Annotated in this window: 24 protein-coding genes and 1 tRNA gene; 5 read left to right on the top strand and 20 right to left on the bottom strand. The window is 72.3% G+C overall.

What is annotated here, in order from left to right; translation table 11 throughout:
• Nucleotide 1 precedes the first annotated feature (1 nt).
• From metG to KZQ38_RS18150, 3 genes are read right to left on the bottom strand one after another with little or no spacing between them, the layout of a single operon-like run.
• Nucleotides 2–1,792 (bottom strand): methionine--tRNA ligase, encoded by a 1,791-nt coding sequence (gene metG / locus KZQ38_RS18160; RefSeq protein ID WP_219443292.1) that lies wholly within the window; start codon nucleotides 1,790–1,792, stop codon nucleotides 2–4.
• Nucleotides 1,793–1,823: 31 nt separating this feature from the next.
• On the bottom strand, nucleotides 1,824–2,096 hold the full coding sequence (locus KZQ38_RS18155; RefSeq protein WP_219443291.1) for a DUF397 domain-containing protein: 273 nt from the start codon (nucleotides 2,094–2,096) through the stop codon (nucleotides 1,824–1,826).
• Nucleotides 2,097–2,108: 12 nt separating this feature from the next.
• Nucleotides 2,109–2,951, bottom strand: a complete 843-nt coding sequence (locus tag KZQ38_RS18150; protein ID WP_219443290.1) for a helix-turn-helix domain-containing protein — start codon at nucleotides 2,949–2,951, stop codon at nucleotides 2,109–2,111.
• Between the two features lie 86 nt (nucleotides 2,952–3,037).
• Between KZQ38_RS18150 and KZQ38_RS18145 the strand changes: the two genes are divergently transcribed.
• The gene (locus KZQ38_RS18145) at nucleotides 3,038–3,283 is read left to right on the top strand and encodes a hypothetical protein (RefSeq protein WP_219443289.1); all 246 of its coding nucleotides are present in this window, start codon (nucleotides 3,038–3,040) and stop codon (nucleotides 3,281–3,283) included.
• A gap of 91 nt (nucleotides 3,284–3,374) precedes the next feature.
• Here KZQ38_RS18145 and rsmI read toward each other — a convergent pair whose 3' ends face one another.
• Complete coding sequence (gene rsmI / locus KZQ38_RS18140; protein ID WP_219443288.1) at nucleotides 3,375–4,220, bottom strand: 16S rRNA (cytidine(1402)-2'-O)-methyltransferase; 846 nt, start codon at nucleotides 4,218–4,220, stop codon at nucleotides 3,375–3,377.
• A gap of 57 nt (nucleotides 4,221–4,277) precedes the next feature.
• Here rsmI and KZQ38_RS18135 point away from each other — a divergent pair, with 57 nt between their 5' ends.
• The 3 genes from KZQ38_RS18135 (at nucleotide 4,278) to KZQ38_RS18125 (ending at nucleotide 7,464) form a co-directional block, all read left to right on the top strand.
• Nucleotides 4,278–5,816, top strand: a complete 1,539-nt coding sequence (locus KZQ38_RS18135; protein ID WP_372452256.1) for a dolichyl-phosphate-mannose--protein mannosyltransferase — start codon at nucleotides 4,278–4,280, stop codon at nucleotides 5,814–5,816.
• A 104-nt stretch (nucleotides 5,817–5,920) separates the two neighbouring features.
• Nucleotides 5,921–6,328 (top strand): YciI family protein, encoded by a 408-nt coding sequence (locus tag KZQ38_RS18130; RefSeq protein WP_219443286.1) that lies wholly within the window; start codon nucleotides 5,921–5,923, stop codon nucleotides 6,326–6,328.
• On the top strand, nucleotides 6,325–7,464 hold the full coding sequence (locus tag KZQ38_RS18125) for an RNA polymerase sigma factor (protein WP_219443285.1): 1,140 nt from the start codon (nucleotides 6,325–6,327) through the stop codon (nucleotides 7,462–7,464). Before KZQ38_RS18130 ends, KZQ38_RS18125 begins: the two co-directional genes overlap by 4 nt.
• 3 nt (nucleotides 7,465–7,467) lie before the next feature.
• On the opposite strand, the gene KZQ38_RS18120 is transcribed toward KZQ38_RS18125, so the two are convergent.
• Nucleotides 7,468–7,926 carry an Lrp/AsnC family transcriptional regulator gene (locus KZQ38_RS18120; protein WP_219443284.1) on the bottom strand — a complete coding sequence of 153 codons (459 nt, stop codon included), beginning with the start codon at nucleotides 7,924–7,926 and terminating at the stop codon, nucleotides 7,468–7,470.
• Between the two features lie 109 nt (nucleotides 7,927–8,035).
• Here KZQ38_RS18120 and KZQ38_RS18115 point away from each other — a divergent pair, with 109 nt between their 5' ends.
• Nucleotides 8,036–8,428: a DUF2000 domain-containing protein gene (locus KZQ38_RS18115; protein ID WP_219443283.1), complete on the top strand. Its 393-nt coding sequence runs from the start codon at nucleotides 8,036–8,038 to the stop codon at nucleotides 8,426–8,428.
• On the opposite strand, the gene KZQ38_RS18110 is transcribed toward KZQ38_RS18115, so the two are convergent.
• The 15 genes from KZQ38_RS18110 to glp all read right to left on the bottom strand — a co-directional run bounded on the left by KZQ38_RS18110 (nucleotide 8,391) and on the right by glp (nucleotide 24,399).
• On the bottom strand, nucleotides 8,391–10,226 hold the full coding sequence (locus KZQ38_RS18110; protein ID WP_219443282.1) for an asparagine synthase-related protein: 1,836 nt from the start codon (nucleotides 10,224–10,226) through the stop codon (nucleotides 8,391–8,393). The genes KZQ38_RS18115 and KZQ38_RS18110 overlap by 38 nt on opposite strands.
• A gap of 9 nt (nucleotides 10,227–10,235) precedes the next feature.
• Nucleotides 10,236–10,358, bottom strand: coding sequence for a lasso RiPP family leader peptide-containing protein (locus KZQ38_RS18105; protein ID WP_219443281.1), 123 nt, complete (start codon nucleotides 10,356–10,358; stop codon nucleotides 10,236–10,238).
• 208 nt (nucleotides 10,359–10,566) lie between these two features.
• Nucleotides 10,567–10,686 (bottom strand): keywimysin-related RiPP, encoded by a 120-nt coding sequence (locus KZQ38_RS18100; RefSeq protein ID WP_219443280.1) that lies wholly within the window; start codon nucleotides 10,684–10,686, stop codon nucleotides 10,567–10,569.
• Nucleotides 10,687–10,893: 207 nt separating this feature from the next.
• The gene (locus KZQ38_RS37505) at nucleotides 10,894–11,064 is read right to left on the bottom strand and encodes a keywimysin-related RiPP (protein ID WP_372452251.1); all 171 of its coding nucleotides are present in this window, start codon (nucleotides 11,062–11,064) and stop codon (nucleotides 10,894–10,896) included.
• A gap of 376 nt (nucleotides 11,065–11,440) precedes the next feature.
• Nucleotides 11,441–13,417 (bottom strand): serine/threonine-protein kinase, encoded by a 1,977-nt coding sequence (locus KZQ38_RS18090; protein ID WP_219443278.1) that lies wholly within the window; start codon nucleotides 13,415–13,417, stop codon nucleotides 11,441–11,443.
• A 269-nt stretch (nucleotides 13,418–13,686) separates the two neighbouring features.
• Nucleotides 13,687–14,991 carry a carbohydrate-binding protein gene (locus tag KZQ38_RS18085; RefSeq protein WP_219443277.1) on the bottom strand — a complete coding sequence of 435 codons (1,305 nt, stop codon included), beginning with the start codon at nucleotides 14,989–14,991 and terminating at the stop codon, nucleotides 13,687–13,689.
• Between the two features lie 231 nt (nucleotides 14,992–15,222).
• Nucleotides 15,223–18,183 carry a UvrD-helicase domain-containing protein gene (locus KZQ38_RS18080; protein ID WP_219443276.1) on the bottom strand — a complete coding sequence of 987 codons (2,961 nt, stop codon included), beginning with the start codon at nucleotides 18,181–18,183 and terminating at the stop codon, nucleotides 15,223–15,225.
• A gap of 10 nt (nucleotides 18,184–18,193) precedes the next feature.
• Nucleotides 18,194–18,676 (bottom strand): pyridoxamine 5'-phosphate oxidase family protein, encoded by a 483-nt coding sequence (locus KZQ38_RS18075; RefSeq protein ID WP_219443275.1) that lies wholly within the window; start codon nucleotides 18,674–18,676, stop codon nucleotides 18,194–18,196.
• Nucleotides 18,677–18,697: 21 nt separating this feature from the next.
• A complete protein-coding gene (locus tag KZQ38_RS18070) occupies nucleotides 18,698–19,504 on the bottom strand; it encodes a PIG-L family deacetylase (RefSeq protein WP_219443274.1) in 807 nt (268 codons plus the stop codon).
• A gap of 116 nt (nucleotides 19,505–19,620) precedes the next feature.
• Nucleotides 19,621–20,325: a hypothetical protein gene (locus KZQ38_RS18065; RefSeq protein WP_219443273.1), complete on the bottom strand. Its 705-nt coding sequence runs from the start codon at nucleotides 20,323–20,325 to the stop codon at nucleotides 19,621–19,623.
• A gap of 39 nt (nucleotides 20,326–20,364) precedes the next feature.
• Nucleotides 20,365–21,036, bottom strand: coding sequence for a Crp/Fnr family transcriptional regulator (locus KZQ38_RS18060; RefSeq protein WP_308258484.1), 672 nt, complete (start codon nucleotides 21,034–21,036; stop codon nucleotides 20,365–20,367).
• Nucleotides 21,037–21,531: 495 nt separating this feature from the next.
• A tRNA-Ala gene (locus tag KZQ38_RS18055) sits at nucleotides 21,532–21,604 on the bottom strand.
• 72 nt (nucleotides 21,605–21,676) lie between these two features.
• Nucleotides 21,677–22,339, bottom strand: a complete 663-nt coding sequence (gene sepX / locus KZQ38_RS18050; RefSeq protein ID WP_219443271.1) for a divisome protein SepX/GlpR — start codon at nucleotides 22,337–22,339, stop codon at nucleotides 21,677–21,679.
• Nucleotides 22,340–22,497: 158 nt separating this feature from the next.
• Nucleotides 22,498–23,160, bottom strand: a complete 663-nt coding sequence (locus KZQ38_RS18045) for a GNAT family N-acetyltransferase (RefSeq protein ID WP_219443270.1) — start codon at nucleotides 23,158–23,160, stop codon at nucleotides 22,498–22,500.
• Between the two features lie 15 nt (nucleotides 23,161–23,175).
• Entirely contained in the window at nucleotides 23,176–24,399 is a 1,224-nt protein-coding gene (glp, locus tag KZQ38_RS18040; RefSeq protein ID WP_219443269.1) for a molybdotransferase-like divisome protein Glp, read from the bottom strand.
• Nucleotides 24,400–24,410 lie beyond the last annotated feature (11 nt).

Below are 24,410 nucleotides of genomic sequence, written 5' to 3'. Positions count from 1 at the left end.
CTCAGTCGACGATCGGCGCCCAGTCGGGGCCGACTTCCGCGAGCTTCGGGTCCAGCTTGGCGAACAGCGGCGCGGGCTTGGCCAGCGGGCGGCCCACCTCGACCGGCGTGGACTCCCACTTCGCCTGCTCGGCGGCGTAGTCACCGGTCAGCACCGGGTACTCGCGGTCGGGCACGTCGAGGTCCTCGACCTGGGTCAGCTCGGGCTGCGCCGACCACACGCCCGTGCCGCCCAGCGCCTGGTGCACCTGCTGCGCCGAGTGCGGCAGGAACGGCGTCAGCAGCGTGTTCGCGTCCTGCACGACCTGGAGCGCGGTGTGCAGGACGGTGTCCCGGCGCTCCGGGTCGTCCTTGAGCTTCCACGGCTCCTGGTCGGACAGGTAGCGGTTGGCCGCGCCGACGACCTTCATCGCCTCGCCCACCGCCTGCTTGAACCGCGACCGGCGCAGGTTGCCGCCGACCAGGTCGAACGCCTGCCTGCTCAGGGCGAGCAGGTCGTGGTCGGCCTGGGTCGGCGCGGTCGGCCGGGGCACCGCGCCCACGTTCTTGTGCGCCATCGAGACCGACCGGTTGACCAGGTTGCCCCACTCGTTGGCCAGCTCGAAGTTGGTGCGGCGGACGAACTCGTCCCAGGTGAAGTCGGTGTCCTGGTTCTCCGGGCCGGCCACCGAGATGAAGTAGCGCAACGCGTCCGGGCCGAACTCGCGCAGGAAGTCCGTCACGTAGATGACGGTGCCGCGCGACGTGGAGAACTTGGAACCGCTCATGGTGAGGAACTCGCTGGAAACGACCTCCGTGGGCAGGTTCAGCGTGCCGAACCGGCCCGGCTCGCCGCCCTTCGTGCCCTGCCCGTTCTGGCCGAGCAGCAACGCGGGCCAGATCAGCGAGTGGAAGACGATGTTGTCCTTGCCCATGAAGTAGTAGCCCTGGGCGTCGCCCGTCCAGAACTCCTGCCAGGCGTCGGCGTCCCCGGTGCGGCGGGCCCACTCGACCGACGCGCTCAAGTACCCGATGACCGCGTCGAACCACACGTAGAACCGCTTCATCGGCTGGTCGCGCCACCCGTCGAGCGGGATCGGCACGCCCCAGTCGAGGTCGCGGGTGATGGCGCGCGGGCGCAGGTCCTTGATCAGGTTGGCGCTGAACTTGAGCACGTTCGGCCGCCACTCGGTGCGGGTCTGGAGCCAGCCGCCGAGCGCGTCGATGAACTGCGGCAGGTCCAGGAACAGGTGCTCGGTCTCGACGAACTTCGGCACCTCGCCGTTGATCCGCGAGCGCGGGTTCTTCAGGTCGACCGGGTCGAGCTGGTTGCCGCAGTTGTCGCACTGGTCGCCACGCGCGCCGTCGTACCCGCAGATCGGGCAGGTGCCCTCGATGTAGCGGTCGGGCAGGGTGCGGCCGGTGGACGGGCTGATCGCGCCCAGCTCGGTCTTGGGGATCACGTAGCCGTTGCGCCACAGCGCCAGGAACAGGTCCTGCACCACCTGGTAGTGGTTGCCCGTGGTGGTCCGGGTGAACAGGTCGTAGGACAGCCCCAGGCCCTGGAGGTCCTCGGCGATGACGCGGTTGTACTTGTCCGCGACCTGGCGCTCCGTCAGACCTTCCTTCTCGGCCTGCACCGAGATGGGCGTGCCGTGCTCGTCCGTGCCGGACACCATCAGCACCCGGTTCCCCGCCATCCGCATGTACCGCGAGAAGACGTCGGAGGGGACACCGAACCCTGATACGTGACCGATGTGGCGGGGCCCGTTCGCATACGGCCACGCCACCGCGGTCAACACGGAGGCACTCATGCGCCAAGCCTACGGCTCGGCGCGGGGGTGGTCAGCGGAGGCTGGCGGTCAACGCCTGCCAGGCACGGGGGCTGAACTCCAGGCGTCCCCCGTCGGGGTTCTTGGAGTCACGAGCGAGGACTGCTTCGGCCCCCACAGCCACCTCGACGCAGTTGCCGTTGTTGGTGCTGTGGCTGCTCTTGATGAAGCCGACCTCGACGCAGGCACCGTTGTTGGTGCTGTAGCTGCTCTTGGTGAACGCCACCTCGACGCAAGCTCCGTTGTTGGCGCTGTAGCTGCTCTTGAACCACTGGAGTTCGGACATGGGAGCCTCCTGCTAGCCGTCGATCAACGACTGGACGTAGGAGATGGACTGCTGCGCGGATAGCGCAACCGCCCGCAGGTTCTCCACCGCCATCTTATAAGTCCGCACGTCATCCTGGTCCTGCACGTAGACCGCTCCATCGAGGCGTTCGGCGTAAGCGACCGACTGAGCACGGAGGAAATCCAGCACGAAGAACGCACCACTGGTCGCGGTGTGCGGCCCGTCCTCTGGTCGAACCACCTGGATAGTCACATTGGGGCGCTTCGCCAGATCAATCAGGTGACGGAACTGCTCACGCCGGACCTCAGGCGTGCCGACCTCCAACCTGAGTGCGGCTTCTCCGATCACCGTGTGCAACTCCAGCGGTTCGGATTCGGTGAGCCGCTTGGCCCGCTCCACCCGGAATGACGCGAACCGCTCCGCGTGATCACGTCGCACGAAACCGGTGGCTTCGGTGATCGCTTGGGCGTAGTCCTCCGTCTGCAACAAACCCGGCAACACCATCGGTTCGAAGCAAAACTCGCTTTCGGCCAGGCCCTCCAGTCCGACGAAGGTCTTGAACCAGTCCGGGACGAGGTGGGACCAGGGCGCCCACCAGCTCTTGCCCTCGGAGCTGCCGGACAACGAGGCCAGCCGCTCGACGTCGGCGCGGCCCGCGCCGTAGACGTTCATGAGCTTGGTGACGTCGTCCGGGAACTGCTGGTAGCGGCCGGTTTCCATGTGTCCGACCTTGGCCCGCGTGATGCGGGCCGCCTCCGCCGCCTGCGCGATCGTGAGCCCGCTGAGCTTGCGGTAGTGCGCCAGCTCGACACCGACGAGCCATTGCAGCGCCGAGGGGTCGTTCCGAGTGGTCATGCACCGATCATTTCCTAGATGTCTGGCTAGCGCATTCACTCGATCAGGCAATATCCCACCGCTAGCCGTCTAGCTACCGTTGGTCCATGGATCTGTTGACGGATTTGGAATACGAGGCCCGCACTTCCCGGCCGACTTTGTTCGCCTTGGTCGGCGTGGGCCGTGGCGACGACGACCCGGGTTACGTCGCGTGGGGACTGGAGTTCACCGAACCACGCGCGGCGGTGCTGTGGACGGAGGACGGCGGGACGTGGGTGTCGCAATCGGCGGCCACCCTGCTCGCCCGCCACCGGGTGCTGGGTGAGGCGAAGCTGGTCACCTTCCCCGAGTGAGCGCCCCTTCCCCACCGGACACCGCCACTTCGCGACACCGCCACTTCGCGACCCCGCAGCTTCGCCACTCCGCACCGCCGCGCTCGGCCCGTCAGCCCTCGCTGACCGCGGCGTCGTACAACGCCTTCTTGCTCACCCCGGCCGCCGCCGCGACCTCGGCCGCCGCCGCCTTCATCCGCTCGCCGTCCGCCACGCGTTGCCGCACCTCCGCGACCAGCGACGCCATCGACGGCCCCGCGGCGGGCGCGCCGGGTGCGAGCACGACCGTGATCTCACCGCGCACCCCGGCCGCCGCCCACTCGGCCAGCTCGCCGAGCCCGCCCCGGCGCACCTCCTCGTAGGTCTTCGTCAACTCCCGGCACACCGCGGCGCGGCGGTCGTCCCCGAGCACCTCGGCCGCGTCCGCGAGCGTCGCGGCCAGCCGGTGCGGCGACTCGAAGAACACGCAGGTCCGCGGCTCGTTGGCCAACGCGGCGAACCACCGCTGCCGCTCGCCCTGCTTGCGCGGCGGGAAGCCCTCGAAGCAGAACCGGTCCGACGGCAGCCCCGACACGGCCAGCGCCGTCGTCACCGCCGACGGACCGGGCAGGCAGGTGACCACCAGCCCCTCCTCGACGCACGTCGCCACCAGCCGGTAGCCGGGGTCGGACACGCTGGGCATCCCGGCGTCGGTCACCAGCAGCACCGTGCGCCCCTCGTGCACCGCCTCGACGAGGCCCGGCAGGCGGCTGGTCTCCACCTGGTCGTAGAAGCTCACCACGCGCCCGCCGACCTCGACGTCCAGCGCGGCGGCGAGGGCACGCAGGCGGCGGGTGTCCTCGGCGGCCACCACGTCGGCCGTCGCCAGTGCCTCCACCAGGCGCGGCGACGCGTCTCGGATGTCGCCGAGCGGAGTAGCGGCCAGCACCAGACGGCCTGATCCCGATACAGGTCTCACACCCTTCACCCTACGATCGGGCGCGTGAGCCTGATCGCACCGCAGTCCGCAGACGACGTGGTCGACGTCGGGGAGCTGCCCCCGACCAGCCCGCCCCCGGGCAACGACCGCGAGCAGCGGGCCAAGCAGCTCGAACCCGGCCCGCTCAGCAGCGCGCTGCGCGGGTGGCTGGTGACGCTCGCCGTGGCGTTGATCGGCGGCGTGGTGCGGTTCTGGAACCTGGGGTTCCCGACCGACAAGGGCACCCCTCTCTTCGACGAGAAGCACTACGTGCCCCAGGCGGCGCAGGCGCTGCGCAACGGCGGGTACGAGGACAACCCCGGCTACGAGCTGATCGTCCACCCGCCGCTGGGCAAGCAGCTCATCGCCATCGGCCAGTGGCTGTTCGGCTACGACGGCCTGGGCTGGCGGTTCGCGTCGGCGCTGGCCGGGACGATCGTGATCCTGCTGGTGGTCCGCATCGCGCGCCGGTTGACCCGGTCCGACCTGCTCGGGGCCATCGCGGGCGTGCTGATGATCGCGGACGGCCTGAACCACGTGCAGACCCGGATGGGGATGCTGGACGCCTTCGTCACGCTGTTCGTGGTGGTGGCGTTCGCGTGCCTGGTGGTGGACCGGGACCAGATGCGGGCCCGGCTGGCGGTCGCCGTGCGCGAGGGCTGGGTGAACAACTCGGTGTACGGGCCGTCGCTGGGCTTCCGCTGGTGGCGGTTCGGCGCCGGTGTCGCGATCGGCCTCGCGTGCGGCGTGAAGTGGTCCGGCGCCTGGTACATCCCGTTCTTCGGGCTGCTGCTGGTGCTGTCCACGGCGACGGCGCGGCGGACGGCGGGCGTGGCGCGGCCGTGGGTGGGCGCGATCCTGCGTGACGTGCTGCCGTCGCTGTTCGCGCTGGTGGTGCTCCCGCTGCTGACCTACCTGGCCACCTGGTGGTCGTGGTTCGCCAGCGAGACGGCGATCGACCGGCACGTGGTGGGCCAGAAGATCCCGGACGACTCCTGGGTCCCGACGCCGCTGCGGGCGCTCTGGTACTACAGCGGCAACGTGCTGGAGTTCCACAACAACCTCGTGACGTCCGAGACGAACCGGCACCCGTGGGAGTCGAAGCCGTGGACGTGGCCCATGGGCCTGCGGCCGATGCTCTACTACTACGAGGGCTCGGTGACCGGCTGCGGCGCGGCGTCGTGCGTGGGCGCGATCATGCTCGTCGGCACGCCCGCGATGTGGTGGCTCGCGTTCCCCGTGCTGGGCTGGGCGGTGTGGCGGTCCATCGCCCACCTGGACTGGCGGTACACCGCCGTGCTCGTCGGCTACGCCGCCGGCCTGCTGCCGTGGTTCGTGAACGTGGACCGGCAGATGTACTTCTTCTACGCGATGCCGATGGCGCCGTTCCTGGTCCTGGGCATCACGCTGGCGCTGGGCGACATCCTCGGGAAGGCGTCGGCGGGCAAGGAGCGCCGCGGCACCGGGTTGCTGGTCGTGGCCCTCTACGTGGGTCTCGTGGTGGCGAACTTCGTGTGGCTGTGGCCGGTCCTCAACGGCGTACCGATCACACCGGAGATGTGGGAGGCCCAGCACTGGCTCCCGTCCTGGCGGTAGCGCCTTCCCGGAAAACCCCGGCGGCGATGTCGAGAACCCGTGACCGGCTCCGTCCCCTGGTTGACCGCGACGACAGCGGTCGCACCGCACCGAGGAGGACCACGATGGCGAAGTACCTGTTGCTCAAGCACTACCGCGGCGCGCCGGCCGCCGTGAACGACGTGCCGATGGAGCGGTGGACGCCGGAGGAGGTCAACGCCCACATCAAGTTCATGCTCGACTTCGCCGCGCGGCTGGAGGAGACCGGCGAGTTCGTCGACGCGCAGGCGGTCGCGCCGGAGGGCCTGTACGTCCGGTACGACGGCGAGGGCAGGCCGCCGATCACCGACGGCCCGTTCCCCGAGACCAAGGACCTCATCGCGGGCTGGATGGTGATCGACGTCGACAGCCACGAGCGGGCCGTCGAGCTGGCCGGGCAGCTCTCGGCCGCGCCGGGCGCGGGCGGGCGGCCGATCCACGAGTGGCTGGAGCTGCGCCCGTTCCTGGCCGAGCCGCCCACCATCACCGAGTGAACACCCTCCTGCGGAGCCTCACGCCGGGCGTCCTGGCCGCCCTCGTCCGCCGCGGCGCCGATTTCGCGGCGGCCGAGGACGCCGTGCAGGACGCGCTGGTGGAGGCGTTGCGCACCTGGCCGGACGAGCTGCCGCGGGACCCGAAGGGCTGGCTCGTCACCGTGGCCTGGCGGCGGTTCCTCGACGCGACCCGCGCGGACGCCTCCCGCCGCCGGCGGGAGGCCGTCGTGGAGCCGGAGCCCGGTCCGGTGCCCGCGGTGGACGACACGCTCCAGCTCTACTTCCTGTGCGCCCACCCGTCGCTGACGCCGTCGTCCGCGGTCGCGCTCACGCTGCGTGCCGTGGGCGGGCTGACCACCCGTCAGATCGCACGGGCCTACCTGGTGCCCGAGGCGACGATGGCGCAGCGCATCAGCCGCGCCAAGCGCACCGTGTCCGGCGTGCGGTTCGACCAGCCCGGTGACGTCGCCACCGTGCTGCGCGTCCTCTACCTGGTGTTCAACGAGGGCTACTCCGGTGACGTCGACCTGGCGGAGGAGGCGATCCGGCTCACCCGGCAGCTCGCCGCCGCGGTCGACCACCCGGAGGTGGCGGGGCTGCTCGCGCTCATGCTGCTCCACCACGCGCGCCGCGCGGCGCGCACCACGCCCGACGGCGGCCTGGTGCCGCTCGCCGAGCAGGACCGCGGCCGGTGGGACACCGACGCGATCGCGGAGGGCGTCCGGGTGCTCCAGGCGGCGCTGGCCCGCGACCGGCTGGGCGAGTTCCAGGCGCAGGCCGCCATCGCCGCGCTGCACGCCGACGCGCGCACCGCCGGGGAGACCGACTGGGTGCAGGTCGTCGAGTGGTACGACGAACTCGCGCGCCTGACCGGCAGCCCGGTCGTGCGGCTCAACCGGGCGGTGGCCGTGGGCGAGGCGGACGGGCCGCGGGCGGGGCTGGCGGCGCTCGCGGAACTGGACGACTCGCTGCCCCGGCACACCGCGGCGGTGGCGTACCTCCACGAGCGGGCCGGCGACCTGGCGACGGCGGCCGACCGGTACGCCGAGGCGGCCCACAAGGCGACCACCCTGGCCGAGCGGGACCACCTGACCCGCCGGGCCGCCCGGCTCAACACGCGGCTGCGCACCTCCTGACCGTCAGGAGGGCAGCTCGGCGAACACCGGCTTGCGGGTGCTTTCGAAGATGATGGAGCTGCGGAAGCCCAGCACCTCGCGGCGCTCGCTGAGGCGGTCGATCAGGAACTCGTGGAGGCGTTCGAGGTCGGGCACGGCGACGTGGAGGATGAAGTCGTCGTCGCCCGCGCACACGTACGAGGCCAGCACCTCCGGCAGGCTGTTGAGGGCCGCCTTGAAGTTGTCGATGACGGCGCGGCTGAGGGGGCGGACGCGGCACGCCACGAACGCCTCCACGGGCCGGTTCAACGCGGCCAGGTCGATGTCCGCGTGGTAGCCGCGGATGACGCCCCGCTCGCGCAGCAGCCGCACGCGCTCCAGCGCCGTGGACGGCGCGACGCCCAGCCGCCTGGCCAGTTCGCGGTTGGTCAGCCGGGCATCCGCCTGGAGATGGGCGACGATCGCCGAATCAAGTTCGTCCACGGCGTGATCATGCCAGGAGCCGTCGAACGAAGTTCGGCAGCGACCCCGCACCACCACGCACGACGCTAGCTTCAGCCGCGTCTCACCGACCGGATGAACGGACCGAACCGTGCTGTCGACCAAGATCACCCTCGTCCTGCGTGCCGACCTGCCGCCGAACCTCGCCGCCAACGCGGCCGTCGTCCTGGGCCTGAGCCTGGGCGCGCGGCTGCCGGACATCCTCGGCACCGACGGCGCGGACGCCGACGGCACACCGCACGCCGCCATCACCGACCACCCGGTGCCCGTCCTCACCGCGCCCGCCGAGGAGCTGAAGGCGCTGCACCGGGCGGACGGCGTGACGGCCGTCGGCTTCACCGAGGTCGCCCGCCGCGCCCGCGCCTACGACGCCTACCTCCGCGACCTGGCCGCCACCGCCGACCCGGACTTCGTGGCGGTCGCCCTCCACGGGCCGCGCGAGGTCGTCACGCGCCTGACCCGCCGACTGCCCCTGATGGGCTGACGCGGGGCCGGGCGGACCGGGCCGCGGCGTCGACGAGCCAGGTCTCGCAGGCGATGAGGTCTTCCAGGGCGATGTGGGCGGTGGCGTCGAGCGGGGCGATGTCGATCAGCCGCTGGAGCCGCTTCGCGTCGACGAGACCGTGCTCGACCAGGGTGGAGCGGGTGAACAGGTCCCGGATGACGGACATGTTGTGGTGCAGGCCGCTGATGGCTTCGCCGCTGAAGTCGTCCTTGCTGCCGCGGTTGCGGATGACCTCGGGCATGATGCCGCGCATCGCCTCGCCGAGCAGTTGCTTGTAGCGCCACGGGGTCGAGCGCTGGTGGAGCTGGACCGCCGACACGGCGACGACCACGGCGTCGTCCAGGTAGGGCAGGTCGAGGAACACGCCCTGCTCGGCGTACAGGGCGGCGAGCTGGTGGTAGCCCGGCGCCGTGGAGCGGATGGCCAGCAGGGCCTGGTGCTGACCGGGGTCGGCGGCCAGGGGCGTGACCTGCCGCGCGGTCCGGCGCAGCGCCGCGCGGGTGGTCGCGATGGCCTCGGGCGTGGCGCACGTGCCGGCCCGCAGGGGGTCCAGGCCCCAGCCGAGGTCGGGTTCGCGGTCGGGCACCGGCGGTCCGGTCAGCTCGTCGGCCTGGGCCTTCCACCAGTCGCGCAGCGTGCCCCGCCGGACCAGGCCGCGCGCGGTGGCGACCAACGGCCAGTGACTCAGCGCCCGCTGGGCGCGGATGTGGCGCAACGCCTCCAGCGGTCGGTGGCGCGGCAGGCCCGTGAGGTAGCCGTGCGGTGGCAGGAACAGCTCGTCGCCGCCGTTGCCGGTCAGGTGGTGGTGGTAGCCGCGGTCGGCCAGCAGGCGGGAGATGTGGCGTTGCTGGGCGTCGGTGCGGGAGCAGGCGGTGGGGTGGTCGCTGTCGATGGCGCGGCCCGGGTCGGTGTGGAGGGCCGGCAGCTCGGCCGGGTCCAGCACCAGGTGCCGCGCGTCCGGCAGGGCACGCCGGGCGTGTGCGGCGAAGAACGGGTCGCCTTCCTCCGGGCCGTCCACGGCGACGCGCACCGTCAGCAGGTCGGGGGCCTGGTGGTGGGCGGCCAGGAAGCACAGCGAGGTGGAGTCCAGCCCGCCGGACAGGTCCGCGCTGAGCCGGCCGGGTCGCACGGCCATCGCACCCACCAGGGCGTCGCGGACCACCGCCGCGCCGGCCGCCAGGGGCAGTTCGGGGTCGGGCGGGGTCCACCAGCGCACCACCCGCGAGGTCCGCCTGCCCAGCACGACGTAGTGGCCGGGCGGCACCGCCGTCACGCGTCGCCACATGCTCTGCTCGCCCAGCGGGGCGGGCACGCTGTCGCCGCACACCACCCGGACCGCCAACGCCTCGGTGTCGACGCCCGCGCCGGTGAGCGAGGCCAGCAGGTCCGCCCGGTCGCCCGCCACCGGCACGTCCTCCGCGGCCCGCGTGTGCAGCACCCGGCGCAACCCGGCCAGCGTGCCCTGCACCCGGACGTGCCCGTCGACCGCGGCGATCAGGTGCGCGCTGCCCGGCAACGCGTGGGCGACCCGGTCGACGTCACCGACCGACCGCACCCCGCGGGCCAGCTCGGTCAGCCGCGCGGCCGTCACCGGGCAGAACCCGACCACCACCAGCGCCGCCTCGCCGGCGTGGGCCGACACCACCGGTTCCGGCGTGCCCCACGTCACCAGCCACGGCCTGCCCGACCGGTGCCGGACCGCCACCACACCACCCGGCGCGCCCGCCGCCAGGTGCTCGGCGGCGGGCGCATCGGGGAATACGAGGAATCCACGCATCCCGGCGGCTCAGAAGCGGGGACGACGACGGCGGAAGTCGGGCCGGGGACCGCGTGGTCCCAGGGTGTCGTTGCCGAACTCGCCCGCCTTCACCAGCACCGGCCGCTGGTACGGCCGAGGGGTCGTGTCCATGGTCAACCTCCTCTGACTACGATGCGTGCCCTAAGAGGCACACTCCGCAATGAACCTCGCGGAGTCGCGCTCCGCCAGACCCGCCGACCCGATTCACCCGCAGGTCCGGCCACGTCCGCCGATCGTGCCCGCACCAGTGCGCTCCACCGGCGGTTCCCAACACAGCGCCCCCGCCGCCGTGTTCGGCGACGGGGGCGTCCCGGGCGTCTCAGTGGGTGCGACGCCGCCGGTAGTCGCGCCCCCACGGGCCGCGGCCCAGGGTGTCCTTGCCGAACTCGCCCGCCTTCACCAGCACGGGCCGCTGGTACGGCCGCTTGGTCGTGTCCATGCTCAACCTCCTCTGACTACGGGGCGTGTCTCGAATGACACACACAGCAATCATCTCCGCGGAGTCGCGCCCCGCCAGACCCACCGACCCGATTCACCCGCAGGTCCGGCCACGTCCGCCGATCGTGCCCACACCACATCGGTGCCCCCGCCGCCGGGTGTTCGGCGACGGGGGCACCGGGCCAACTGATCCGCGAATCCCGACGTCTCAGAAGCGCGAGCGGCGCCAGTCACGCCCCCGCCCACGTCCGCCCAGGGTGTCCTTGCCGAAGGCGCCCGCCTTCACCAGAATCGGCCGCTGGTACGGCCTAGGGGTCGTGTCCACGATCAACCTCCTCCGACTACGGTGCGTGCCACGCGCGGCACGCTCCGCAATCATCCCCGCCGAACCCGACCCCACGAACCCGATTCACCCGCAGGTCCGCCCACATCCGCCGATCGTGCCCACACCACACCGGTGCCCCCGCCGCCGGTTCGGCAACGGGGGCACCGGGGGTCTCCGAGCCTCAGAAGCGAGGACGACGCCGTCGCCAGTCCCGCCGAGGCCCGTCGTAGCCCAGGGTCTCGCTGCCGAACCTGCCCGCCCTCACCAGCACCGGCCGCTGGTACGGCCTAGGGGTCGTGTCCACGATCAACCTCCTCTGACTACAGTGCGTACCCCGCACGGCACGCACCGCAATCATCCCCGCCGAACCCGACCCCACGCACCCGATTCACCCGCAGGTCCACCCATGTCCGCCGATCGTGCCCGCACCTCAACGCACGCGACGCGTCGGCGGCTCGGGGCGGTCGATCAGCCGGGTCACCGGGCCCTCCTTGCTGACACCCGCCTGCGACAGCCACGAGCCGAGTTCGGCCCGGACGGACGACAGCGACGGGCGACGGGCCGGGTCGGCGTCCAGCGCACTGGTCAGCAGCCGGGTGTGGGCGCTGTGCTGCGGCAGCTTCACGCACGGCTCGCCCTGCGCGGCGGCCATCAGGGCCGAGATCGGGTTCTCCCGCGTGCCCCGCGGCGGGTGTCCGGTGAGCGCGTAGCTGACCGTGGCGGCCAACTGCCAGGCGTCGGACGCGGGACTGGCCGCCTCACCGCGTGCCGTCTCCGGTGCGAGGAAGTCGGGCGTGCCGACCATCATCCCGGTGGCGGTCAACGTGCTGTCGCCCTTGGAGCGCGCGATGCCGAAGTCGATCAGGTGCGCCGAACCGCTGCCGTCGACGATCACGTTGGAGGGCTTCACGTCCCGGTGCAGCACGCCCTGCTCGTGCGCGGCGGCGAGGGCGTCCGCCATGTTCACCCACAGCCGGGCCGCGAGGGTGTCCTGGAGGAGACCGTTGTCCAGCACCACGTCCGACAGCGGCCGGCCGTCGATGTACTCCATGACGATGGCCAGGCCGTCCGGGTCCTGCACGATGTCGAACACGCGCACGCAGTTCGGGTGCCGCACGGCGGCCAGCGCCCGCGCCTCCCGCAGCATCCGCTGCTCGGTGTCGTTGTCCGGTGCGTGCGCGAGCTTCACGGCGACGGTGCGGTCGAGCTGGGTGTCCACGGCCAGCCACACCGTGCCGAACCCGCCGCGCCCGAGCTGCCGCACGCGCCGGAACCGCCCGCCTGCCGGGTTCCACACCATGCCGTCGGCGGTGGGTGACGGCGGTGGCGGCGTGCTCGCGCCGGGACCGAACGGCAGCGGCCCCGGGGTGTCGGCGAGCTGGGCCGGCTGCTCGGCCCGCGTCGGCACGGGACCCGGCTCGACGCGCGTCGGCAAAGCACTCGGGTCGACGCGCGTGGGCGCCGGACCCGGCTCGACCCGCGTCGGCCGCGGTTCGGACGGCGACGGCTCGACCCGCGTCGGCGGGTACTGCCGGACGGGTTGCCGCGCCGGCGGGTTCGGGTGGTACGGCGGCACCGGTCGGTAGGGCGGCACCTGCGCCGGCTGGTACGGCGGCGGCTTCGGCGGTCCCTGGTAGGGCGGCGGGTTGTTCCGCGCCGACGCGGCCGACGCGGCCGGCGTCGCCGGTTGCGCCGACGCGGGTGACGGGGTGGCGGGGGCCGGTGTGCCGCGATCCCGGCCGGGGCGGTTCAGCATGGCCGTAGTCAACCCGAAAACCCGCACGACGAAGGACCCGATCAGCGCAACCGGCGAGAACCCGAGCAGCAGGTGGCCCACCACCGTCACCGGAAGCGACGACGTGGCCACGAGGAGGACCAGGAACGGCGGCCAGAACACGCGCCTCGGCCAGTTCGGGCCGAGCCGGAACGCCGATCCGGCCTGCATCATCACGAACACCAGGCACAGCAGGGCGAGCAACGCCGTCGCACCGGCCGCCACCTGGAACACGATCCCGGAGCGCCCGGTGATCGCCGGCCAGATCGACGGCCCGCCGAGCAGGTACCTGCCCTGGGAGACCGCGAAGCACGGCGAGTCGTTCAACGTGCCCAGGCCCTCGAGGGAGTTGGTGCGCAAGGCGTTGACCGAGCCGGAGAACAACACCCACGGCAGCACCAGGGTCGCGGTGACGCCGAGCACGGCGAAGATCCCACCGGTCACCGGGCCGTAGGAGTTGCCGACCACCCGGCGGACGGCGATCGACAGCAGCGCGGCCACCGTCGGCAGCAGGCCGATGAACCCGCCCAACGCGGTCAGCGTCCACGCCCAGTCGCCGGGGCACACCGGGACGGCGGTCCAGCCGTGCAGCCACGCCAGCAACGACTTGGCCAGTTCCACGGCCGCCACCACCCCTTCTCGTCGCCCCTCAGGGTACGGGTGGTGGCCATCCCACCACTGCCGCACGGGCAAGGTGGTCGAGTTCTCCCCTGAACACGGGTGGTTTCCCGCCACCCGGCGCACAACACGGCGCGCGGGCGATCGGGTCCGCTCCCGATCGCCCGCGCGACCTGTGAGTGGGGGCGGGGCGCCTCCGCAAACGCCCCGTCATCCCCGGGATACGCGAGAGGAAGGGGGGCCCGACGTCCGCCGGGCCCCTCCCCCGCGCGTGCAGCTTGCCGCTAGCCCACGCGCGCCCACAGAGCGGGTGCCGTCGGCGGGTCCCAACCGGGCTGGGACGTGTGCCCCTGCAAGCACCGGTACCCGACGCCGTTGTACGTGACCGTGTTACCGGCCGTGTACGCGACGCCCGGCTGCCAGGTCGTGTTGCCGTTGTCGCTGGTGGTCGTCGACGTGGTGTTGCTCGTCGTCGTGCCGCCTTCGATGACCAGCTGGAGGCCGTACGCCTGGAGGATCGGGTTCACCGGCTGGAAGTACGTCGTGCCGCCGGAGGAACAGTTCCCGGAGCCGCCGGAGGTGACGCCCTGGGCCTGGTCGCCGGAGACCCACGAACCACCGGAGTCGCCGGGCTCGGCGCAGGCGTTGGTGCGGGTGACACCGGAGATGGTGCCCTCGGGGTAGGTCACCGAGGTGTTCTTCTGCTGGATGGTGCCGCAGTGCCAACCGGTCGTGGAACCGGAGCGGCAGACCGAAGCGCCGACCGCCGCCTCGGCGGAGCCCTTCACCGCGACGCTACCGGGGTAGCGGTTCACCAGGCCACGCATGGTGTTGCCCGCGGAGACGCGGACCCACGCGTAGTCGCGGCCCGGGAAGGTGGACCCGGCGAACGAACCGCTCGGCTGCGTGGTGGAGGTGCCCACCCGACCGCAGTGGCCCGCGGTCACGAAGCCGCCGTTGACCGAGAAGCCGACCGAGCAGCGACCGCCGCCGCCCATGTAGTAGGCGTTGCCACCGATCACGTCGATCAGGGGACGCGGGTTCTCGGTGCTCTTCTCGATGCGGACGTCGCCCTCGCTGACGCCGCTCGACTTGACGAACGCCTTGGCGTTCTCGACATTCCGCGCGAGGACGACGACCGAGTTGGTCTCCACGTCCACGTACCAGGCGGGGACGCCCTCCGGGGTGCTCCGGTTGGCGTCGAGCTTGCTCTTGATGCCGTCGAGCTGGATCTGGCTGCGCTGCACGACGACCGGCGTCGCGCCGGCGTCCTTGACCGCCTGGATCTGCGCGCGGTCGGTGACCGCGACGGTCAGCTGCGTGGCGTCGCCGTTGAGCCAGCCGCCGGCGTAGGAACCGCCGAGCCGGGCCTTCAGCCTGGTGTCCGCCTGGGAGGCTTCAGCCTCCCGGACGAGCCGGTCGCGGGCCTGGTCCGGCGTGATCTTGAAATCACGGGCCATGGCCGCGAGGACTCCGGGATCAGCCGCTTGCGCGGGTGGGCCGGCGTTCGCGGTGGAGGTCAGTGCGACTGCCACTCCGGCAGTGCTCAGGACCGCTACGGCGACGGCGGCGGCGATGCGTCGAGTCATCCGCTGTCTCCTTGCAGGGGGTGGTGACACGGGATGCGGGGCCGTTGTGATCACAAGCTAGCCGGCCGAGCCGGACGGCGGATATGCCAGTCAAGTCATAACATTGAGTTATGGTCCAGTCCATTTGTGATCTTGTTTGAGTTATTTTCGCTGCTCAGAGCCTCGTACAACCACGCGACAAACGGTTAAGTCACCACGTACGCGTGTTAACGCCAGGGAAAACGGCTGGTGCTACAGGAGGCTGAGCTGCGTGCCGCGGCCCCGCCGGCGCGGGCGGTCGGCCCCGATCCGCTCGACCCCGGTCAGCACGTCCAGGAACGGCGACCGCCGCCGCTCGCCCGCGTGGCTCAGGAACAACCGCCGCTGCGCTCGGGTCATCCCGACGAACAGCAGGCGGCGTTCCTCGGCCACGCCCTCGTCGTCGGTCTCGCCGGGCCACCGCAGCGGCAGCAGGCCGTCCGCGCAGCCGACGATGAACACCACCGGGAACTCCAGGCCCTTCGCCGCGTGCAGGGTGAGCAACGAGACCTGGTCCGCGCGCGGGTCCCACGCGTCGACCTCGACGCCCAGCGCCAGCGCCGCGCGGAACCGCTCGACGTCCGCGCCGCACTCCCGCGCGAGCGGCTTGAGCAACTCGTGCGCGGTGTGGTCGTCACCGGCCACCGCGCGCACCCGGTCCAGCACCGTCGCGCCCGGCGCGGCACCCACCTCGTGGGCGATCCGCGCGACGCCGGGCCGCTCGGCGAGCCGGTCGTGCGACCGCTTGCGGAACGGCAGGCCCGACCGCGTGAACGCCTCCACCAGCGCCCGCGCCTGCCGGTCCGTCCGGTACAGCACGGCGAAGTCGGCGAACCCGAGCCCCGCCGCGCCGTCCTCCACCACCCGGCCGCTGTCGAGCGCGTGGAACGACGCGCCGCCCAGCAGCCGCTCCACCGTCCGCGCGACGAACGCCGCCTCCGCCTGGTCCGACACCGCGTGGTGCACGCCGATCGGCGCGTCGCCGTGGTCGACCACCGCGCGCAGTTCCCGGCCTGGTGCCAGCGAGGTCGGCGCGACGACCTGGAGCGCACCCGCGACGACCCGCGCGCTGGAGCGGTAGTTGCGGGTCAGCGGCACCTCCCGCGCGCCCGGGAAGTCCTCCCGGAACCGCAGGAAGAACCCGACGTCCGCGCCCCGGAACCGGTAGATCGCCTGGTCCGGGTCGCCGATCGCGGTCAGGTTCCCGTCCGCCGGCGCGAGCAGCCGCAGCAACCGGTACTGCCGCTCGTCCACGTCCTGGTACTCGTCCACGCAGATCCACCGGTACCGCGCGCGGTAGGCGGCGACCAGCGCCGGATCACCCTCCAGCAACGCCACCGGCAACGCGACGAGGTCGTCGAAGTCCACCAGTCCCTTCGCGCGCAACGCCTCCTTGTACCGCCGGTCGTTCTCCTGGACCAGCCGCCGGGCCTCCGCCGCGTCACCGGCGACGGAGAGCGCGACCTCCGCCTGCTGCTCGGGGTCGGCGACGGTGAAGTCCGCGGGCAGACCGGCGGCTGCGTGGTGCTCGCGCAGGACCAGCACGCCCAGCGAGTGGAACGTGGCGACGGTCAGCCGGTCGGCGTGGTCCGGGACGAGGGCGGCCAGCCGCTCGGCCATCTCCTCCGCCGCGCGGCGGGTGAACGTGATGGCGAGGCAGTTCTCCGGCGCGACACCGCGTTCCGCGACCAGGTGGGCGATCCGGTGGGTGAGCACGCGCGTCTTGCCGGTGCCGGGTCCCGCGATGACGAGCAGCGGCCCGTCACCCGCCGCCGCGGCGGCCTTCTGCTCCGGGTCGAGCCCGTCCAGCAGCACGGTGGCGTCCACAGTGGACTCCGACACGTCGGGCTCCGGCACGACCGGTTCCGGTGCCACGCGCACCGGCGCGGCGGGCACCGCCACCTCGAACAACGACGGCTTCGCGCGCCGCTCCAGCTCACCGGGCTCGAACAGCCGGATCACGCCGTACTCGCCGTCGTAGCCCGCGTCCCGCACGACCTGCCCGCGCCGCAACCGGTCGACGGCCTCGCCCAGCAGCGGTGAGCGTGCCGCGATGTCGTCGACCGGCACGTCCTGGAGGATCACCAGCTCCGGCCCGAGCGCGGCGGTCAGCCGGTCCACCTCGCCCAGCACCCGCTTGCTCTTCGGTCCCGTGCCCACGATCTCGCCGACGATCTCGGGCAGCGGCACCAGGTTGCGGAAACCGGCCGCGCCGTCCGGCCGGTGGCCCGCCGGCCGGTCCGCCAGCTCCTCCACCCGGCTCAGCACGCCGACCGTCAGCGGTTTGCCGCACTCCGGGCAGATGCCCCGGTGCGCCGCGGTTTCCGCGGGTTCCATGCGCACGCCGCACTTGCGGTGCCCGTCGACGTGGTACTTGCCCTCTTCCGGGAAGAACTCCAGCGTCCCGGCGAACCCGACGCCGGTCTCCAGCGCACCGCGCACCGAGTGGTAGTCCAACGCGGTGTCGAACACCGTGGCCTCGCGGCCGAGCATCGGCGGCGAGTGCGCGTCGGAGTTGCTGACCAGGCGGTACCGGTCGAGCCCGGACACCCGCCAGTTCATCTCCGGGTCGCTGGACAGCCCGGTCTCCACCGCGGACACGTGGTCGGCGAGGTCCGCGTAGCAGTCCTCGACCGCGTCGAACCCGGATTTCGAGCCCAGCACGGCGAACCACGGCGTCCAGAGGTGCGCGGGCACCAGGTAGCCGCCGCACTCCAGCACGATCTCCAGCAGGTCGCGCGAGTCCAGGCCGAGGATCGGGCGGCCGTCCGAGCCGATGTTGCCGATCCTGGCCAGCCGCCGGTTGAACCCGCCCGCCGCGTCCAGGTCCGGCAGGTAGACCAGGTGGTGGACCTTGCGCGTGTGGCCGTCGCGCTTGTAGATGGTGGAGATCTCCACCGACAGCATGAACCGGACGGTCGACGCGGCCAGCGACGGCGGCAGCGTGCGGTCGACCTCCCGGTCCACGTCGGCACGCAGCCGGTACAACCCCGGCTCGGCGGGCGTCAGGTTCTCACGCAGGTGCTCGTACCAGGCGGGGTGGGTGAAATCGCCGGTGCCGACCAGCGAGATGCCCTTGCGGCGCGCCCACCACGTCAGGTGCTCCAGGTCGCAGTCCCGGCTGCACGCCCGGGAATACTTCGAGTGGATGTGGAGGTCGGCCACGAAGCGCACCGACCCGATCCTAGCGGCGGCTGCGGAACGCGATCATCCGCGTCGGCTCGATCCGCGCCCACGGCAGCGCGCTCATCCAGCCGTCCCAGGCTTCCCGGCCGTACACGCCGACCAGGAACGCCGTCAGCTCGTCGTCCGGTCGCACCTCGCGCGCGACGCCGTGCACCGTGACCTGCAACCGCTCGCCCTCGATGACCGACGCGGACACCGCGGGCTGCGCCCGGATGTGCCGGAACCGCACCGAATCCGCGCCCGAGCCGAAGTGCAGCCTGCCCCGGTGGAACAGCCCGTCCACCGGTCCGACCCGGGGTTCACCGCGCGCGGTCGTGGTGGCCAGCGCCATCACGCGCATCGCGCCCAGCTCGGCGACCACGCCCGCCGCGTCCAACCGGCGCTCCGGCGTCACGACGGACCGCAGGTGCGCACCTGCCGCCGCGTACGACTCGTCCAGCAACTCCTGCAACCACACCATGTCCGCGGATGTCTCGTGCACACCGCCGAGCGTGCCGGCCGCTCAGACCGAGAAGTCGTCGGGAGGGGTCCACGGGTCGCCCGCCTCGAACACCCGTTGCCGGTACTGGCGCTCCATCACCTCGTCCCAGTCGTTCGGCCCCAGCTCCGGGTCGTGCCGGCGGTACTCCCGCCACGCGGCGGCCTTCTCGTCACGCCAGAACCCGGACCAGTTCTCCGGCCGCTGCCGGATCACGTACCCGTCGTACTCGTCGCGCCGGATCCACGTGCGGCCGTGCTCGTCGCGGTCCGCCAGCGCCGCCAGGATCGCGGCGGCCGTGTGGTCGACGTGGTCCCGGTCGCCCTCGCGGTGCCCGACGGTGCTCAACGTCCGCACGTAGTCCGGCCCGGCCCGGCGCAGCAGGTCACGCAGCACGCCGAGGAACGAGTCCCGCGTGTACGGGGCGCGCCCGTCGATCGGCCGGGCCTGGAACCCGCCGTCGAGCACCATCCGCGCCAGGTCGCCCACCTGGTCGCTGCCGCCCGCGGCGTGGATGAACATGAAGGCCAGCCGGACCCCGGTGCCGTCCAACGTGTTCGTGGCGACCCGGTGCCCGCCGAGCGACAGCTCCTCGAACGTCCACCGGTTCGCGACGTTCGCGGCCCGCGCGTAGGCCGCGCGCTCGCCGTGGATGCGCATGTCGGCGTATTCCATGCCACAGGCCCGGAAACCCTCGCCGCAGGGCAGGTCGCCGGCGCTCAGGTACACCACCCACACCCCGAAACCCGCCCGGACGTCGGACAGGACGTCCGGGCTCATGAACAGCAGGTCGTCGTCGGGGTGCGCGACGAAGCTGACGGTCGTGGTCATCGGCCCATCCCCATACCGGACAAGAGGCAGAGACAAGCGCCCTGATACCGCTAGGCCCCGCCCTCCCCGCGCCGGCAGGGGCGGTCCGGGCCGCGCTCCGGCTTCGAGGGCGGCTCCTAGTCGTCCGGGCCCACCAGGTCCAGCAGGACGTCCGGCGACCCGGCCCGCATGATGCGGACGCCGTCCGCGGACTTCGCGGCGGACCGGTCCCGGCGGGCGCGGGGGATGCGGGTGCCACCGGGCGGCACCCAGAGCCAGCCCATCAGCCGGGACCCGCTGACCGGGACGTCGACCGGTTGGAACGCCACCTGGTCCAGCCCCCGCTCACCACGCCGCACCACCTCGCCGTGGAACCGGTCGGACACGATCAGCCCCAGGTCCTGGTCCGGCGCGTCGGCCAGCGACTCGCGCAACCGCGGCGCGTCCACCAGCCGCGCGGTGGCCACCACCGGGTCACCGCCCACGTGCTGACCCTCCACCACGATCTCGCCGTGGTCGATCGCGACCCGCAGCCGCAGCCGGTGCTCCGGGTTCGCCACCCGGTTCTCCTCGCCCACGGCGATCAGCACCTCCCGCAGCACGAAGTCCGCCACGACCCACGCCTTCGCGACCCCGGCTTCGACCACCAGCGTGGCGCTGTCCCCGTCGGCGCGCCGGAACGAGCCGGCGATCGGGTAGCGGGGGTCGCGGACCGCGTCGATCGCCCGGTCCAGCACGGCTTCCAGCGCGCGGTCCAGGTGCACCTGCCTGCCGCGGCCGCCGGCGCTGGAACCGACGACGTCCAACCGCAGCACGGTGCGGGCGAGTGCGAGTGCGCTCACGTTGCCTCTCTTGCCGGGGAAGGGGTTCGGCGATTGCGATCACCTTTGGGGGCAGACCCCGTGGCCACCACATCCCGTGACGTCTTTCGCGTGGTTCAGACCGGACAGTGCGACGAGGCACGCGACGCACGGCACCTCCACCCGCCCGTACCCCGTGACCACCAGTTTCCGCGTTCTCAGCCGCCGCAACGCGCGCTGCGCCGACACGTGCGAGGCGGCGGCGAGCTGCGCCAGCTCCTCCTGCCCCAGCGGCACCGACACGCCCCGTGCCGCGGAGCCCTCGTCCACGAACTCCGCCACCAGGTCGACGAGCACCCGCGTCACGCGGGTGTCGACGTTCTCCGACGTCAGCTCCGACTGCTTGCGCTCAGCGTCCCGCAACCGCTGCGACACCTGGCGCACCACCTCACGGGCGACCGCGGGCCGTTCGTCCATGATGCCGACGAACCGCGTCTTCGTGATCTTGGTGGCCTCCACCGCGCCGTGCGCGACGACCGACGCCGACCGCGGCCCGTCATCCACGCAGGACATCTCACCCAGCAGCTCGCCCTTGCCCCGGATGCCCAGCAACCGGTCGTGCCCGGACCCGTCACGAGCCACGACCTTGACCCGCCCGGACCGCAGCACCCACACGCAGTCACCCGGATCCCCTTGGCGCATCAGGTGATCCCCGGCGGCGTAGCGAACCGACCGCCCGCTCTCCAACAACACCCGCAGATCAGCGGACCCCACCCTGGCGGCGAACGCTCTCCGGCTCAAGTCCCCACCCCCACCGCGGCATTCTCCAACCACCCCGCTGTACAACCGCAAAACCCGCCCACGAGCGGCAAGCCCACCAAGGCAAGATCCCAGCAGCAAAGCCAACCAGGCGAGGGGCCAACGCCCCCACGACGAGCGAGCGAAGGCGGGGACCCGACGGCGAAGCCAACCGGGCGGGGTTCAGCGGCGAAGCCAGCCGGCAGACCCGACGGCAAAGCCAACCGGGCGGGGTTCAGCGGCGAAGCCAGCCGGCAGTCCCGACGGCGAAGCCAGCCGGGCGATAGCTCCGGCAACGAAGCCAGTCCGGGAGAATCCGGCGGCGAAGCCGGCCGGCCGGGGGTCCGGGGGCGAAGCCCGCCGGGCGGGGTCTGGGGGTTGCACCCCCAGGAAATACGACGAAGCGAGGCGGTCGACGCTCTCCGTCGACACACCTCGCCCATCGCTACGTGGAGCTGAGGGGAATCGAACCCCTGACCTACTCGATGCGAACGAGTCGCGCTACCAACTGCGCTACAGCCCCGTGTTCAGTTGTCGTTCCGTCGTACGGGGAGAAGCATATCAGTAGTCCGGGGGTGGTTTTGCCACCCCCCTCCTACTCGCCCGAGGCGCGGCGGTACGGCAGCGCCTCCGGCCCGTCCAGCTCCACGAACACCGGGTCCTCGTCGTCGGTGTCGACCACGACGGTGCCCGGCCGGACGTGGTGCTCGAAGCGCGGCTGCGGCGCGAGCCCGGCGACCTCCTCCGCCTCGACCGACTCCTCGGGGTCCGGCACGGCGACCGGGCGCGCGACCGGGCGGCGACGGCTCTGGGCGAGCCGGGCCTGCCGACGGGCGCGGACCTCCTCCTCGATGCGCACCTGCCGGCGCAGGTAGCCGAGGTAGCCCACGAGCGCGAGGTCGACGGCCGCGTGCCCCCACCACACGAGCGGCACGAAGAAGCCCGCCACCACACCGCTGGCCAGCGCGAGCAGCAGCAGCGCCGCGACGACGCGGCGGCGGAACGCGTACTTCGCCTGGGCGACGATCGCCGCGGTCTCCGGGTCGTAACCGCCGCGTCCGGGCCGGTACGGCCGGTGGGCGATCTCCTCGTAGTCGTCGTCGGCGAAGTCGTCGTACTCGTCGAACTCGGCGTCGGGCATGGCGTCGTACTCCTCCTCCATGCTGGTCCGCGCATCGGCGCGCTTGCGCGCGACCATGGGGACGAGGACGACCAACCAGGCCACCACCAATCCCACGACGATCAGCGAACTCGGCATCCCCGTCACCTCCCCCTGCCCCGCGGCCCGCTAGCTGCGTGTGCCACGCTAGTCACAACAGTCACACCTGTGTCGGAGACTCGCCGACCGGCGTGCGTACCAAAGTGTGGTCTATCACCCACTTTCGGGTGATCAAGATCAGCCACTCGGCCCGGTGATCAGGCAGTTCGGGCGTACCCCCGGGCGACCAAACGGCGTACCAAACCCTCGGGTGAGGTCTCTTCGGACGTCATCGCGAAGCACAGGTGGTCCCGCCAGTCGCCCGCCACGTCCAGGTACCGCAGGAACAACCCCTCCTCGCGAAAACCGGCCTTCGTCAGCACGCGGAGGCTGGCCGCGTTCTCCGGCCGCACGGTCGCCTCCAGCCGGTGCAGGCCGGCGTCGCCGAAGCAGTGGTCCACGACCAGCGCCAGCGCCGCCGTCGCCACGCCGCCACCCGCGCGGTCCGCCGCCACCCAGTAGCCGACCCACGCGGACCGCAACGAGCCGCGCACGATGTTGCCCACCGTGATCTGGCCGGCCAGGTCACCGTCCACGGTGATCACGAACGGCAACGCCTGACCGCGGCGCGCCAGGGACCGCAGCGACGACCACTGCGCGGGCCACGCCATCGCCGCGTTGCGCTCCGCCCAGCCGTCCACCGCGGTCGGCTCCCAGTTCTCCAGGTGCTCCTGGTCCCGCAACCGGATGCGGGACCAGGTGGAGGCGTCGAACAGCTTCGGCGGGCGCAGCGCGACGACACCGGCGGCCACCCGCAGCGGACCGAGCCGCACCGGCCAGCCGGGATGCCTGCCGCCTTCCCACGCCAGTCCGGAGCCCATCCGTCCCCTCTGCGCTCAGCTCTTCTGGGCGAGGAAGCTGACCATCACTTCCGCTCCCACCGAGACGTCCGTCACGTCTTCGTCGACCATGATCAGGCAGTTGGCCTCGGCCAGCGAGGCGAGCAGGTGCGAACCGGAGGTACCCAGCGGCTGCACCAGGTACTCGCCGTTCTCGGCGTCCCGCAGGAGCTGGCCGCGCAGGTAGCCGCGCCGGCCCTTGGTGGACGTCAGCGGCGACAGCAGCCGCGCGCTCACCGCCCGCCGGTACGGGTTGCGCTTGCCCAGCGCCGCCCGGATCAGCGGGCGCACCAGCACCTCGAAGACGACCAGCGCGCTCATCGGGTTGGCGGGCAGCAGGAACGTCGGTACCGCGTCCGGCCCGAGCCGGCCGAAGCCCTGCACCGAACCGGGGTGCATGGCGACCCGCGTGCAGTCGACGTCGCCGAGGTCGGCCAACGCGGACCGCACCTCGTCACCCGCCGCACCGCCGACGCCGCCCGCGATGACCACGATCTCGGACAGCAGCAGGCGGCCCTCGACCACCTCGCGCAGCCGACGCGGGTCGGCGGGCACGATGCCGACCCGGCTGACCTCCGCGCCCGCGTCCCGCGCGGCGGCGGCCAGGGCGTAGGAGTTCACGTCGTAGACCTGGCCCGGACCGGGCGTGCGGTCCACGTCCACCAGCTCCTCGCCGACCGAGACCACCGACACCCTGGGCCGCGGGTGGACCAGCACCTTGTTGCGCCCGACCGCCGCGAGCAGGCCCACCTGCGCGGCGCCGATCGTCGCGCCGCGGCGCACCGCGACGTCACCGGTCTGCACGTCCTCGCCCGTCCGCCGCACGAACGCGGCGGACGGCACGGGGGTGTGCACGGTGACGTTCGCCTGGTGCCCGTCGGTGTGCCCGAGCGGGACCACGGCGTCGGCCAGCGTCGGCAGCGGTGCGCCGGTCGCCACCCGGACCGCCTGGCCGGGCTGCAACCGCCGGGGCTGGCGCGACCCCGCCGGGATCTCGCCGACCACCGGTAGCCGCACGGGTTCGTCGTTGGCGGCCTGGACGTCCACGCTGCGCACCGCGTAGCCGTCCACCGCCGCCTGGTCGAACCCGGGCAAAGCGCGTTCCGCGACGACCTCCTCCGCGCAGAGCAGGCCCTGCGACTCGGAGATCGCCACCCGCACGGGTGCCGGCCGCACGGCGGCGGCGATCACCTTGGCGAGTTGCTCGTCCACTGACCTCATGTGTTGACCTC

Origin of the sequence: Saccharothrix obliqua (genome assembly GCF_019375475.1) — a bacterium.
In the GTDB taxonomy this organism is placed as follows: domain Bacteria; phylum Actinomycetota; class Actinomycetes; order Mycobacteriales; family Pseudonocardiaceae; genus Actinosynnema; species Actinosynnema obliqua.
This window is presented reverse-complemented; position numbering and strand designations above follow the sequence as displayed.